Source organism: Streptomyces sp. NBC_00038 (genome assembly GCF_026343635.1).
Lineage (GTDB): Bacteria > Actinomycetota > Actinomycetes > Streptomycetales > Streptomycetaceae > Streptomyces.
In genome coordinates this window covers 2,228,551-2,241,826 of record NZ_JAPELQ010000001.1, presented here as the reverse complement: position 1 = coordinate 2,241,826, position 13,276 = coordinate 2,228,551, and the positions used below count along the sequence as shown (strand labels likewise).

General features: G+C 70.5%; 12 protein-coding genes and 1 tRNA gene. 8 read left to right on the top strand and 5 right to left on the bottom strand.

Going from position 1 to position 13,276, the window contains the following annotated elements; genetic code table 11:
• Positions 1-391: 391 nt before the first annotated feature.
• Complete coding sequence (locus OG219_RS10395) at positions 392-1,573, top strand: N(5)-(carboxyethyl)ornithine synthase (protein ID WP_266825143.1); 1,182 nt, start codon at positions 392-394, stop codon at positions 1,571-1,573.
• An 83-nt stretch (positions 1,574-1,656) separates the two neighbouring features.
• Here OG219_RS10395 and OG219_RS10390 read toward each other — a convergent pair.
• Positions 1,657-1,744: transfer RNA gene (locus tag OG219_RS10390), tRNA-Leu, on the bottom strand.
• Between the two features lie 187 nt (positions 1,745-1,931).
• Between OG219_RS10390 and OG219_RS10385 the strand changes: the two genes are divergently transcribed.
• The 3 genes from OG219_RS10385 to OG219_RS10375 all read left to right on the top strand — a co-directional run bounded on the left by OG219_RS10385 (position 1,932) and on the right by OG219_RS10375 (position 4,629).
• Entirely contained in the window at positions 1,932-3,257 is a 1,326-nt protein-coding gene (locus OG219_RS10385; protein WP_266825142.1) for a M20/M25/M40 family metallo-hydrolase, read from the top strand.
• A 177-nt stretch (positions 3,258-3,434) separates the two neighbouring features.
• The gene (chpH, locus tag OG219_RS10380; RefSeq protein ID WP_266466891.1) at positions 3,435-3,668 is read left to right on the top strand and encodes a chaplin ChpH; all 234 of its coding nucleotides are present in this window, start codon (positions 3,435-3,437) and stop codon (positions 3,666-3,668) included.
• Positions 3,669-3,819: 151 nt separating this feature from the next.
• Positions 3,820-4,629, top strand: a complete 810-nt coding sequence (locus OG219_RS10375; protein WP_266825139.1) for a chaplin — start codon at positions 3,820-3,822, stop codon at positions 4,627-4,629.
• Positions 4,630-4,729: 100 nt separating this feature from the next.
• Here OG219_RS10375 and OG219_RS10370 read toward each other — a convergent pair whose 3' ends face one another.
• Positions 4,730-4,918, bottom strand: a complete 189-nt coding sequence (locus OG219_RS10370; protein WP_266466894.1) for a DUF5703 family protein — start codon at positions 4,916-4,918, stop codon at positions 4,730-4,732.
• Between the two features lie 47 nt (positions 4,919-4,965).
• Between OG219_RS10370 and OG219_RS10365 the strand changes: the two genes are divergently transcribed.
• Positions 4,966-5,655: a hypothetical protein gene (locus OG219_RS10365; RefSeq protein ID WP_266466897.1), complete on the top strand. Its 690-nt coding sequence runs from the start codon at positions 4,966-4,968 to the stop codon at positions 5,653-5,655.
• 67 nt (positions 5,656-5,722) lie between these two features.
• Here the strand turns inward: OG219_RS10365 and OG219_RS10360 are convergent, their stop codons facing one another.
• Both OG219_RS10360 and OG219_RS10355 read right to left on the bottom strand, forming a co-directional pair.
• Positions 5,723-7,951, bottom strand: coding sequence for a helix-hairpin-helix domain-containing protein (locus OG219_RS10360; protein ID WP_266825137.1), 2,229 nt, complete (start codon positions 7,949-7,951; stop codon positions 5,723-5,725).
• On the bottom strand, positions 7,948-8,931 hold the full coding sequence (locus OG219_RS10355) for an aldo/keto reductase (RefSeq protein ID WP_266825135.1): 984 nt from the start codon (positions 8,929-8,931) through the stop codon (positions 7,948-7,950). Before OG219_RS10355 ends, OG219_RS10360 begins: the two co-directional genes overlap by 4 nt.
• 330 nt (positions 8,932-9,261) lie before the next feature.
• Between OG219_RS10355 and OG219_RS10350 the strand changes: the two genes are divergently transcribed.
• Both OG219_RS10350 and OG219_RS10345 read left to right on the top strand, forming a co-directional pair.
• The gene (locus OG219_RS10350; protein ID WP_266825133.1) at positions 9,262-10,317 is read left to right on the top strand and encodes an LLM class F420-dependent oxidoreductase; all 1,056 of its coding nucleotides are present in this window, start codon (positions 9,262-9,264) and stop codon (positions 10,315-10,317) included.
• Between the two features lie 226 nt (positions 10,318-10,543).
• Positions 10,544-11,332 carry a ferritin-like domain-containing protein gene (locus OG219_RS10345; RefSeq protein ID WP_266825131.1) on the top strand — a complete coding sequence of 263 codons (789 nt, stop codon included), beginning with the start codon at positions 10,544-10,546 and terminating at the stop codon, positions 11,330-11,332.
• 28 nt (positions 11,333-11,360) lie between these two features.
• Here OG219_RS10345 and corA read toward each other — a convergent pair whose 3' ends face one another.
• Positions 11,361-12,359, bottom strand: coding sequence for a magnesium/cobalt transporter CorA (corA, locus tag OG219_RS10340; protein ID WP_266825129.1), 999 nt, complete (start codon positions 12,357-12,359; stop codon positions 11,361-11,363).
• Positions 12,360-12,457: 98 nt separating this feature from the next.
• Here corA and OG219_RS10335 point away from each other — a divergent pair, with 98 nt between their 5' ends.
• On the top strand, positions 12,458-13,144 hold the full coding sequence (locus OG219_RS10335; RefSeq protein WP_266825127.1) for a histidine phosphatase family protein: 687 nt from the start codon (positions 12,458-12,460) through the stop codon (positions 13,142-13,144).
• The last annotated feature ends 132 nt before the right edge of the window (positions 13,145-13,276 follow it).

The window sequence follows — 13,276 nt, the reverse complement described above, 5'->3', positions numbered from 1 at the left end:
TGGTGGTGCTCTGACGTGGGGATCTGTCACTCTGACGAGATCTGCCCCACATCTTGCCGTAACACGTCGTACGGCAATGCAATGGGTCCGGTTCCACCCGGAGTTGGTGACCTGCGCTCTTCGCCCTGCGCACGTCAGCGGGGTTCGAGGAGCCCGCAGGGGAGTACGGTTGCGGGTACCGAGCGCATTTCGCACGCCGTCATCCGTCACAGCGTCGCCCTCGGGGAACGGCAAGGCCGGAGCACCTCGTGCCCGGCGGAAATGGGCCGCCCCATGACTGCTCGCTCGACCTCCCGCACTGAGTTCCGTGTCCCGTTCCGCGCCCCGAGTTAGCGGGCTTCCCCGTTCACAAGGTGCTCCGAACGACAACAACTCAATGACGAGGAAGCGTATGAGCCGCACGAGCCTGATGAGTCTGGGAGTCCTTGCCTCCTCCAACAAGGAGAACGAGTTCCGACTTCCCCTGCACCCCGCGCACCTCGGCCGGATCGGCCCGGACGTACGCGAGAAGATCTTCCTTGAACGCGGCTACGGCGAGCGCTTCGGCGTCGCCGACGACGCCCTGCGACCGCTCGTCGCCGGTCTGCGCTCCCGCGAACAGCTGATCGCCGAGTGCGATGTCCTGCTGCTGCCCAAACCGATGCACGAGGACGTCGCCGAGCTGCGCCGGGGCCAGGTGCTGTGGGGATGGCCGCACTGCGTGCAGGACGACAAGATGACCCAGCTCGCCATCGACCGGCAGCTGACCCTCATCGCCTGGGAGGCCATGAACCACTGGACCTCCACGGGCGCCTTCAGCGTCCACGTGTTCCACAAGAACAACGAACTCGCGGGCTACTGCTCGGTGTTGCACGCCCTGCAGCTCGGCGGGCTGACCGGCAGCTACGGGCGCCGGCTGCGCGCGGTGGTCATCAGCTTCGGCGCCACGGCGCGCGGAGCGGTCACGGGCCTGGGCGCCATGGGCGTCTCCGACGTCACCGTGCTCACCCAGCGCGCCGCCGCCGCGGTGGCCTCGCCGATGCCGTCGGTCGTGATGGGGCACTTCGAGGAGCAGGCGGACGATCCGTCGAAGCTGCGGGCCATCACCGCGGCCGGCTCCGCGCCGCTCGCGGAGTACCTGGCCGGGTTCGACATCATCGTCAACTGTGTCCTGCAGGACACAGACGCGCCGCTGATGTTCGTCAACGACGAGGAACTCGCCCAGTTCAAGCCGGGGACCTTCTTCGTCGACGTCGCCTGCGACGAGGGCATGGGCTTCGCATGGGCCCGCCCGACCACCTTCGGCGACCCCATGCCCACGGTGGGTCCTGGCTGCCACTACTACGGGGTGGATCACAGCCCTTCCCACATGTGGAACTCCGCCACCTGGGAGATCAGCGAGGCGCTCCTTCCCTACCTGCGCAAGGTCATGAGCGGCCCCGCGGCATGGGAGGCCGACGCCACGGTCAGCAAGGCCATCGAGATCCGCGACGGCATCATCCAGAACCCGAAGATCCTTTCCTTCCAGCACCGGGCGGCCGCCTACCCGCACGCCCCCGCGATCCCGGCACAGGCCCCGGCGCTGGCCCGCTGACGGCCGCGCGGAGTCGACGCACGACGACGAAACGCGAACGGTGCCGGCGGAGAATCCGCCGGCACCGTTCGCACAGAACCATCTGGTGTCCGAGGGGGGACTTGAACCCCCACGCCCGTTAAAGGGCACTAGCACCTCAAGCTAGCGCGTCTGCCATTCCGCCACCCGGACAAGGTGTCTGTCGCGCGGGGTTTCCCTCGCGGCGACAGAGGAAACATTACCAGGCTTCCGAGGGCGCCCGATCACGCCCCGTTCCCGCGTGAACGGCGTGTGACGGGCCGGGTCCGGCCTTGGACGGGGCGGGGGTCGGAGAGAGGATGAGGGGGGACCACCAGCAGTGACAGTGGGAGGAAGCAGCGTGAGCGAGTCGAACACGGCCAGGGGCGTCTCTGGCGAGGACGAGGTCGTGGACCTCTGTCGCGAGCTGATCCAGATCGACACCAGCAACTACGGGGACCACTCCGGGCCCGGTGAGCGCAAGGCCGCCGAGTACGTCGCCGAGAAGCTCGCCGAAGTGGGGCTCGAACCGCAGATCTTCGAGTCCCACCAGGGGCGCGCCTCCACGGTCGCCCGCATCGAGGGCGAGGACCCCTCACGCCCCGCGCTGCTCATCCACGGCCACACCGATGTCGTACCGGCCAACGCCCAGGACTGGACCCACCACCCCTTCTCCGGCGAGATCGCCGACGGCTGTGTGTGGGGCCGGGGCGCGGTCGACATGAAGGACATGGACGCCATGACGCTGGCGGTCGTACGGGACCGGCTGCGCAGCGGGCGCAAGCCGCCCCGCGACATCGTCCTGGCGTTCCTCGCGGACGAGGAGGCTGGCGGCACCTGGGGTGCGCGGCATCTGGTCGACAAGCACCCGGACCTCTTCGAGGGCGTCACCGAGGCGATCGGTGAGGTCGGCGGGTTCTCCTTCACGGTCAACGAGAAGCTGCGGCTGTATCTCGTCGAGACCGCCCAGAAGGGCATGCACTGGATGAAGCTGACCGTGGACGGCACCGCCGGGCACGGTTCGATGATCCACAAGGACAACGCCATCACCGAGCTGTCGGAGGCCGTCGGCCGGCTCGGGCGGCACAAGTTCCCGGTCCGCGTGACGAAGACGCTGCGGCACTTCCTCGACGAACTCGGCGACGCGCTCGGCACCGAGCTCGACCCGGAGAACATGGACGCGACGCTCGCCAAGCTCGGCGGCATCGCCAAGCTCATCGGCGCCTCCCTGCAGAACACCGCCAATCCGACCCAGCTGGGCGCGGGTTACAAGGTCAATGTGATTCCGGGGCAGGCGACCGCGCACGTCGACGGGCGTTATCTGCCGGGCTACGAGGAGGAATTCCTCGCCGACCTGGACCGGATTCTCGGCCCGAAGGTGAAGCGCGAGGACGTGCACGCCGACAAGGCGCTGGAGACCACCTTCGACGGGGCCCTCGTCGACGCCATGCAGACCGCGCTGTCCGCCGAGGACCCGATCGCGCGCGCCGTCCCCTACATGCTGTCGGCCGGAACCGACGCCAAGTCCTTCGCCGACCTCGGCGTCCGCTGCTTCGGCTTCGCGCCGCTGAAGCTGCCGCCGGAGCTGGACTTCGCGGGCATGTTCCACGGGGTCGACGAGCGGGTGCCGGTCGACGCGCTGAAATTCGGTGTACGCGTGCTCGACCGCTTCATCGACGCTTCCTGAACGGGCCGGGCTGTGCGGTGAATTGGCCCACTGAAACGCGACTTCACTATTCGCCAGCCTGTGCGGAATTGACTGAGAAGAGTGAATGAGACGATAAGCGCGTAGCCCCATTACTTCCCCCTCGTTACAGGTGATGCGATCCGAAGCTGGGATCGCATTTGCCAACAAGGAGGAATAATGATCAAGAAGATCGTCGCCGCTGCGGCCGCCACCGGTGGTCTGGTTCTCGCGGGTGCGGGCCTGGCCGTCGCCGACTCGGGTGCCCAGGGTGCCGCTGTGGGTTCCCCGGGTGTTGCCTCCGGCAACGTCATCCAGGTGCCCGTTCACGTCCCGGTGAACGTCTGCGGTAACACGGTCTCGGTGATCGGGCTGCTGAACCCCGCCTTCGGCAACACCTGCATCAACAAGTGACGTTGCACCTCATCCCATGAGGGTTTGAGCTCGTCGGCCCCGGAGCGCGTGCCATGCGCTCCGGGGCCGACCGGCTTTTCCGCGCACGCGTCGGTCGGGTGCGTGCGCGTTCCGGATGGTCCAAGCCAAGGGCGAAGGCAGGGATATAGCTATGCGACAGGTCACCCGCAAGGGCCTGATGACCGTGGCGGCAGCGAGTGGCGTACTCGCCGTCACCGGCGGTCACGCACATGCCGACTCGGGTGCGAACGGCTCCAGTTCGGACTCGCCCGGCGTGCTGTCGGGCAACACGGTGCAGGCGCCGGTGCACGCGCCGGTCAACGTCTGCGGCAACACCGTGAGCGTCGTGGGGCTGCTCAACCCGGCGATGGGCAACAAGTGCGCCAACAAGGGCGGCGGGAGCGGTTCGTCCGGGGGCGGCTACGGGGATGGAGGGTCTCACTCCGGTGGTGGCTCGCAGGCGGGCGGGCACGCCGGTGACTCACCGGGTGTCGGCTCGGGCAACCACGTGCAGGTGCCGGTCGACGTGCCGGTCAACATCTGCGGCAACAGCGTGAACGTGGGCGGCATCGGCAACGCCGTGACGGGCAACGAGTGCGGGAACGGGACGGGCGGCGGGCACTCCAGCACCCCGCCCGGCGGCGGACCCGAGGCGCCGACTCCGGGCAAGCCGTGGCAGCCGGGACACCCGGGCGAGCCCGGCACTCCGGGGACGCCGGGCCACCCGGTTACGCCGGGGACCCCGGGCAACCCCGCCGGGCCGGTCGGCTGGGGCGAGCAGAATGCCGGCGGCTCCGCGCACGCCGACCACCTGGGCGCGCGGTCCGTCACGCAGCCCGAGGGCGTCGAGCAGCTCGCCCACACCGGCGGTGACCTGCCGCTGGGCGTGATCGTCCCGGCGGGTGTCGGCGCACTGCTCGGCGGCGCCGTGCTGTACCGCAGGGCGCGATCGGCGGCGTAACCGGCACAGGTATGAGTAGAACGTCACAAACCTCTCCGTGGTGAGCGGAACGGATCCGGCCCCGCACTGGCGGGGCCGGATCCGTTTCAGCCTCTTTCGCTCACCATGTCGCGCGCATCTGACGGATGATCCGCCGACGCAGCCGCACCTTGCGGCTGCCGTCGCGCAGCAGGCTCAGACGGTCCAACTCCCAGTGTCCGTACTCCGCATGGTCTGTCAGCAGGCGTGTAGCGTCCTTGCGGGAAACCCCGCGTGGCACGTACACGTCGACAAATTCGTATTCCGGCATCGCATCTATTGTGCGGGCAGAGGCTCTGTACGGATAGCGTCTGCACTATGTCTGATGCTGTGCAGCCCACCGCTGCCGAGGTACGCGCCGCCGCCGAGGCGATCAAGACCGCGCTCGACCGTCACCTGGCCGCGGTCGAGCGCAGGACGGGCGATGACGACCCGGCCGTATACGAGGCGTTCAACGAGCTGGCCGCCGCGGCCGAGGAGTACGACGAGCTCCTCTACGACCGCTACGACGAGGTCACGCCCTTCGAGATCCCCGGTTCGGAAGACACGCTGCCGCCGTACACGGGCCCGGAGGAGCCGAACGCGCTGAGCGTGCTGATCCGCCGGGACTACGCGGTGGTGGAGCCACAGCGCCTGCTGGCGCAGGCCCAGCGGGTGGAGGCCGTGGAGGAGGACGGAGCCAGTGTGAGCGCGGCCTTCGACGCGGCGGCCGGCACCGTGCACGGGGCGCTCGGTGTCCTGTTCGGCGAGTTCGAACCGGACGAGATCGCTTCCCGGCACAAGGAGTTCGGCCTGGAGGAGGGGGACTCCACGCTCTGGGTGACAGCCGCGGACGAGGCCGCCGAGCCCGGCGAATGGCTGGAGGCCCCGTTCGAATCGATCGACCCGCAGCGCGTGGTCTGCCGCTTCGACGTCAGTGCCGTCTTCGACGACGATTCGGACGACGAGGATCTCGAGGACGACCTCGGCCCCGACTCCGATCTGGAACCGCTGGACGCGGATCGCTGAGCCGAGCCTTTTGTACGGGGTGGCGGTCACCGGAGCCCGGTGACCGCCACCTTTGTGCGTACGGGGTTCAGCTCGCCGCCGGCGCGGGCACCGGCACCTGCGCTTTGAGCAGGGCGGGCAGACGGGTCGTGCGCGGCTTCTGCGGGACCTCCGCCACCGCCCGCGCCAGGGCCTGGTCCACCCCGTGGACCACGGACAGGTGGCGCTCGGCGCGGCCGAAGGCCGTGTAGATCCAGGGCCTCGTCAGGGACTGCGCGGCGTCACCGGGGAGCACCACGACCGCGGCGGGCAGGCGCAGGCCCACCGCCTGGTGCGCGGTGAGCGCCCAGCCGTGCCGCACGGACTGCTCCACCCGCTCCTTGGGTACGACGACGGGGGCGCCCGCGCACTCCAGGTGCAGCCCGTCGGCGTCGGCCTTCACCACGTGCCCGGGCACCGTACGACCCGGCTCGGGGGAGTACGCGATCCGGTCGCCCGGGTCGAAGCCGCCGAAGCGGCCGGGGCCGGGGTTGAGCCGCTCCTTGAGCGCGGTGTTCAGCGCGCGCGTGCCGGCCGCGCCGCCGTGCCCTGGAGTGATCACCTGTGTCTGCTCGGCGGGGATGCCGATCGCGCGGGGTACCGAGTCCGCCACCAGCTGTACCGTGCGGTGCACCGCCTCACCGGCGTCACGCACCGGGACGATCACGACCTCCTTGCCGGGCGCCTCGACCTGGTTCAGCTCACCGATCCCGATGCCGGACACCAGCTCGCCGATGGGCCCGGGGTCCGGTGTCCGCGAGGCCACCTGCGGGCAGACGCGAGCGGCGAGAAGGTCCGCGAAGACCCGCCCGGGACCCGCCGACCACAGCACCCCCGGGTCCCCGCTCAGCACCAGCCGCGCCCCGTCCGGCAGCGACTCGGCCAGCATCGCCGCCGTCTCGACATCGAGCTGCGGCGCGTCCAGGACGACGAGCAGGTCGAGGGCGAAGGCGCCTTCCGGATCCCGTCCGGGGCCCTCGGCGCCGGATAGCAGACCGGCGACCGTGATCTCGGGCCGGTCGTGGTCGGCACCGCCGTCCCGCGGCGCTCCCGTGTCCTCCGTCGCCCCGAGCAGCGCGGCGAAGCGGCGGCGGCCGTCCGGCGTGTGTGCGGCGGCGTACGCCCGCAGGCCGAGCCCCCTCGCCGCCGCGACCAGCGCCGCCGGTTCCGCCCGGGACGCCTCGCCGCCGGTGTGCAGGACGATGCCGTGACCCGCTACGGCGCGGATCAGTTCCGCGGTGGAACCGGACGCGGAACCGGCGGCGGACGCCCAGTCGGTCGCGTCCTCCTTCGGCAGGGAGTTGACCACCCGGGCCAGGCCGTCGGCGAGACTCTCCTCGGCCAGGGCGTACTGCTCCAGGCCGACGAGGACGCGGACCGGGCGCTCCTCGGGTTCCTCGTCCCCCTCCGGCGCGGGGGCCGCCGTGTCGGGGGTGTCGAGCGCGTCCTGGAAGACCAGGGCCTCGCCCTCGGCGAGGGCGCTCTGCACGGCCGCGTCCGGGTCCGGCACCGAGCGCTGGGCGAGCGCGGCGGCGAGCGCCGACGCGTCGAGGGCGGTGTGCCCCGCGATCGCCGCCTGCTCGAGGAGCCACACGGTGAGCGCCCGGCCCCGCCGCTCGTCGTCCGGGCCGCACTCCGCGCCGAGCAGCGCCCGGGCGAACTGGTCGGCCTGCTCGGGCCGCACCCCGGGGACCCGCAGCAACTGCCAGGGGTCCTCGCGCAGTTGATCGTCCGCGCCCTCGCCCAGAGCGGCGGCGACCTGCGGCGCGAGTGCGTCGGGCGCACCTCCCTCGGTGAGTACCGCTCGTACGGTCCCGACGGCCTCCGGCGCGACGGCCGACGGCGCACCGGCCGGGGCGAGAACGGGCTGAGGCCGCCGCACGGGCTCCGGCGCGGCACCGCGGGGCGCCGGCTCGGGTTCACGGAACGCCCTGGCCACGGGCTTCTCGCCACTCTCCACGGCCCGTACGGCGGCGAGCAGATCGGCGGCCTTCCCGCTGAGCTTGGCCCCGGCCTCGACCGGCCCCTGCTTCTCCGCCTTCCGCCGTGCGATCCGCTCGCGCTCCAGACGCTGGGCCGCCAACTCGGCCGCGGCCTCGGACAGCTTGGCGGCGGCTTCGGAACCCTCGGCCGGGGTGGCCTCGGTCCCTTCCGCGGCTTCCGCTCCCGCGTCACCGCCCTGGGGTGCGGTCCCGTCCGCGGTCTGCGGACCGTCGGCCGCACCCGCGCCCGGCGCCCCCGGCTCGGCGTCCTCCGTGGTCTCGGGCTCCGTGCTCACAGCGTGCTCCAGTCGTGATCGGGATAGTGGTGCACCGGTGCTGACACGTCGTCGAGCGCCCGGCAGATCTCGTCAGGAAGACTAAGGGTCTCCACTGACAACGCTGCCGTGAGCTGCTGCGCGTTGCGCGCGCCGATGATCGGGGCGGCGACGCCCGGCCGGTCGCGGACCCAGGCGAGAGCCACCTGCAGGGGTGTCACCGCGAGGCCGTCCGCCGCGGTCGTCACGGCGTCCACGATGCTGCTCGCCGCGTCGTCCAGGTACGGCGCGACGAAGGGCGCGAGATGTTCGGAGCCGCCCCGGGAGTCGGCGGGCGTCCCCTGCCGGTACTTGCCCGTGAGCACGCCCCGCCCGAGCGGCGAGGAGGGCAGCAGGCCGACGCCCAGGTCGAGGGCGGCCGGCAGCACCTCCCGTTCGACGCCGCGCTGGAGCAGGGAGTACTCCATCTGCGTACTGGCCAGCCGGGTCCGCACCCCGGGCGCCGCCAGCTGCCAGGTCGCCGCCTTGGCGAGCTGCCAGCCGCAGAAGTTGGACACCCCCGCGTACCGCGCGCGGCCGCTGCTGACGGCCAGGTCGAGCGCCTGGAGGGTCTCGTCCAGGGGTGTCCCCGGGTCGAAGGCGTGGACGTGCCACAGGTCCACGTAGTCGGTGCCGAGGCGGGTGAGCGAGGCGTCGAGGGCCGACAGCAGATGTCCGCGCGAGCCGTCGAAGCGGCGGTCCGGGTCGGGCACGCTCCCCGCCTTCGTCGAGATGACCAGGTCCCGGCGCGGCACGAGCCCTTCTATGAGCTGTCCGAGCAGATACTCGGCCTCCCCGTCCCCGTACACGTCCGCGGTGTCGACGAGGGTCCCGCCCGCTTCCCAGAACGCCTTCAACAGGTGCGCCGCGTCATGCTCATCGGTGTCCCGGCCCCAAGTCAGGGTGCCGAGTCCGATCCGGGACACACGCAGGCCTGTACGGCCGAGATGCCTCTGCTCCATGGACGCCGAGATTACTGGCCACAACTCCCTGCGTGGGGCCCTGTGGACAACCTGAATCGCCGGAGGGCTTGTGGGTCCTGTCGCCAAACTCCCGCCTGCCCCGCGGCGGCTGGCACGCACGCTCGCTGCGTTGCCGAAAAATCCTAGTAGCTCCGCTACGAGGACATTCCGGCGCCTTGCGATCGCACGCACCAGACGCCGCGGGGCCCGCCCTCCGGGCGAACGACGGGAGTTTGGCGACAGGACCCAGCCCGTCCCTGCCGCAGCGCCCACCAGCGCGCTAGTGTCTCGGAGACAAGGGACGTTACTGATCGGTAAGGGGAATCGGCCATGCAGCTCGGGATCAACCTCGGCTACTGGGGCGCCGGAATGGACGCGGACAATCTCGCCGTCGCCCAGGAGGCCGACCGGCTCGGATACTCCGTCTGCTGGGCCGCGGAGGCCTACGGCTCGGACGCGGCGACCGTACTCAGCTGGGTCGCCGCCAAGACCGAGCGCATCGACGTCGGCTCGGCCATCTTCCAGATCCCGGCCCGGCAGCCCACGATGACCGCGATGACGGCCGCCACCCTGGACTCGCTGTCGGGCGGCCGCTTCCGCCTCGGCCTCGGCGTCTCCGGGCCGCAGGTCTCCGAGGGCTGGTACGGCGTCAAGTTCGACAAGCCGCTGGCCCGCACCCGCGAGTACGTGGAGATCGTACGGAAGGCCATGACGCGCGAGCGGCTCTCCTACGAGGGTCAGCACTGGACGCTGCCCCTGCCGGGTGGCCCGGGCAAGCCGCTCAAGCTGACCGTGCACCCGGAGCGCGAGCACATCCCGCTCTACATCGCCGCGATCGGCCCGAAGAACCTGGAGCAGACCGGTGAGATCGCCGACGGCGCCCTGCTGATCTTCCCCTCGGCCGAGCACCTGGAGGACACCGCGATCACGTACCTGCGCGCGGGTCGCGAGAAGGCCGGCAAGACGCTGGACGGCTTCGACATCTGCCCGACGCTGCCGATCGCGCTCGGTGACGACAAGGACGTGACCACGCTGGCCGACATGTTCCGGCCGTACACCGCGCTGTACGTGGGCGGCATGGGCAGCCGCAAGCAGAACTTCTACAACCAGCTCGCCCAGCGCATGGGGTACGAGAAGGAGGCCGCCGAGGTCCAGGACAAGTACCTGTCCGGCGACAAGGAGGGCGCCGCGGCGGCCATTCCGCACTCGCTGATCGACCAGACCACGCTGCTCGGTTCGGTCGACCGCATCGCCGACCGGATGAAGGCCTACGCGGCCGCCGGGGTCACCACGCTCACGCTGGCCCCCGCGGGCCTCACTCTGGAGGACCGGATCGCCTCGCTCCGGGCCGGTTGCGACGCCCTGGAGCGCGCCGGTCTGGCGTAACGCGGCGGATGTCCCGGAGAAAAGTTCTGCGGCCGTGGTGGGGGCTCGGGGGTCTTCCCCGCCACGGCCGTCACCGGGAACAACGCGCCAGGGGCCCCTTGGGTTACGCCCCTGAGCGTCCCACTCCGTCCTTCGTTTGGCGGAGTTGTCCGACATATCGGTTGCCGGGCTCCTGCCAACCCATTTGACTCGGTTTCTGCGGAAACCCTGCATGGAGGTGGCAGTGATGCTTTCGGCCAAGAGTCTGTTCCAGGAGATCCTCGACAACGACGAGTCGTTCCGTCTCTTCTGCTCCATCGCTGCCAGCGGCGAGTCGCAAGGGGGCTGGGAGAACGCGCGGATCGCCGCGCTCGTCCCGCCGAGTGAGCACGAACTCGTACCCAAGATCACCCGCCATGGCGCGGACGAGGACAAGCACGGGCGGATTTTCAACGCCCTCATGAAGAAGCGCGGCCTGACCCCCGTCGAGGTCCCTTCCGACACCGACTACACCATGCTCCTGGAGCGGCACGGGATCGGCCTCGCGCACGACAAGCTCAAGAGCGACGAGCCGCTGAGCGTCCAGGACATCGTCACGTATCTCGCCCACAGCAGGGTCACCGAACAGCGCGCCTCCGAGCAGATGGAGCTGCTGCGCAGGCACTTCGCCGACGACCCCGACATCGGCCGCGCGGTGAAGATGATCTCCAACGACGAGGACAACCACCTCGCGTACTGCCACGAGGAACTGCTGCGCTTCGCCTACGCAGGACACGGCCGCGACATCCAGCGGACGCTGCGCGAGTGCGCGCTCGCCGAGATCCGGATCTACCGGGACGTCAGCCTCGCCGTGATGGCCCACATGGGGCGCATTCTCGACTGGCCGAGGGCCAAGTCGGCGACGCTCGCCGCGGGCATCCACGCCGTCTACGCCTACGAGCGGGCCGGGGGGTGGCGCCGGATGGTCTCCCTCAGGACGCCCGAGCGGCGCGACGCGATGGGCGGTCCCGCGGCGGCGGCACCCGAGTTCGCGTGAACGCGTGGCCCACGCGCGCGTGGCCCGATCACAGCCATCCCCGCTGCTTGAAGAGCCGGTACAGGAGGATCTCCAGGGTCACCATCAGCAGGATCACCGCCGGGTACGACCACAGCCAGTGCAGCTCGGGCATGTGGTCGAAGTTCATGCCGTAGATGCCCGCGATCAGCGTGGGGACCGCGGCCATGGCCGCGAACGCGGAGATCTTCCGCATGTCGTCGTTCTGGCGCACGCTCATCTGCGCGAGATGGGCCGAGAGGATGTCCGAGACCAGCCGGTCCAGGCTCTCCACGGACTCGTTCACCCGCATCAGATGGTCGTTCACGTCACGGAAGAACGGCTGCGCCTTCTCGTCCACGAAGGGCACGGCAGTGCCGTAGGGGCCCGTGCCCGCCAGCCGGGTCACCGGCACCGCGAGCGGGACCGTGGCCCTGCGGAACTCCAGGATCTGCCGCTTGAAGGTGTAGATCCGCGACGCGGTGTGCCGCGAGCCGCCGTGAGTCGGCGAGAAGACCTCGGCCTCCAGCTCCTCCAGGTCGGTCCCCAGCTCCGTCGCCACCTCCAGATAGTGGTCGACGGTCGCGTCGGCGATCGAGTAGAGCACCGCGGTGGGCCCGAGCCGGAGCTTCCCGGGGTCCGCCTCCAGCTGGTGGCGTACGGCCGCGAGGGGCGAGCCCTCGCCGTGCCGGACGGTCACCACGAAGGAGTCGCCGATGAAGATCATGACCTCGCCGGTGGAAACGGCGTCGCTGTCCGGCTCGTACACGACCGGCTTGAGGACCATGAACAGCGAATCGTCGTACACCTCCAGCTTGGGCCGCTGGTGCGCCTTGAGGGCGTCCTCGACGGCCAGCGGGTGCAGTCCGAACTCCTCGGTGACGAGGTCGAACTCCCGCTCCGTCGGCTCGTGCAGCCCGATCCAGAGGAACGTGTTGCCCGCGGCACGGGCCTCGGCCAGGGCGTCGGAGAGGTCGTCGGGGCCCTCCGTCCGGCGCCCGTCGCGGTAGATGGCGGAGTCGACGATCACGGAGCGTATTCTTCCGCCGAACGGGAGGGGGCGCACTCCGGCCACTGCCTCCGGCGGCCCGGACCAGGTCGCATGGGCGTCCGTTTACGCTGGGCCGCATGCCCACCCTGATCCTCGTCCGGCACGGACGTTCCACCGCCAACACCGCGGGACTGCTCGCCGGCTGGACGCCCGGCGTCGCCCTCGACGAGCGCGGCGCCCAGCAGGCCGCCGCACTGCCCGGGCGACTCGCCGCGCTGCCGATCTCCGAGGTCGTCACGAGCCCCCTGCAACGCTGCCAGGAGACCGTTCGGCCACTGCTCGACGCACGGCCGGAACTGCGGGTGCACGCCGAGGAGCGCATCGGGGAGGCCCACTACGGCGACTGGACCGGCCGCAAACTCGCCGAGCTGATGGACGAGCCGCTGATGGAGGTCGTCCAGACGCATCCCTCCGCGGTGGCGTTCCCCGGCGGCGAATCGATGCGGGCCATGCAGACGCGGGCCGCCGAGGCGGTGCGCGAATGGAACGCGCGCGTGGAGCGCGATCACGGCGGTGACGCCGTGTACCTGATGTGCTCGCACGGCGACATCATCAAATCCCTTGTCGCGGACGCACTGGGACTTCATCTCGATCTCTTCCAGCGGATCTCTGTTGAACCGTGTTCCATCACCGCGATCCGCTACACACGGATGCGGCCGTTCCTCGTGCGCCTCGGGGACACCGGCGATTTCGCGTCCCTGGCGCCGCGCGAGGAACCCCCGAGCGGTGACGCCACCGTCGGGGGCGGTGCGGGCGCACCGTGATCGTCGGCCGCAGTAGGGTGAAGCGGTCGAAGCAGCGCAGCAGTTGTCATCCGTAGTTGCATTCGCAGTTGTCAGCAGACTTGTCAGCAGTCGATGCGGGCCGACGCCGTAAGCCGGTCCTCATGCCGAAAT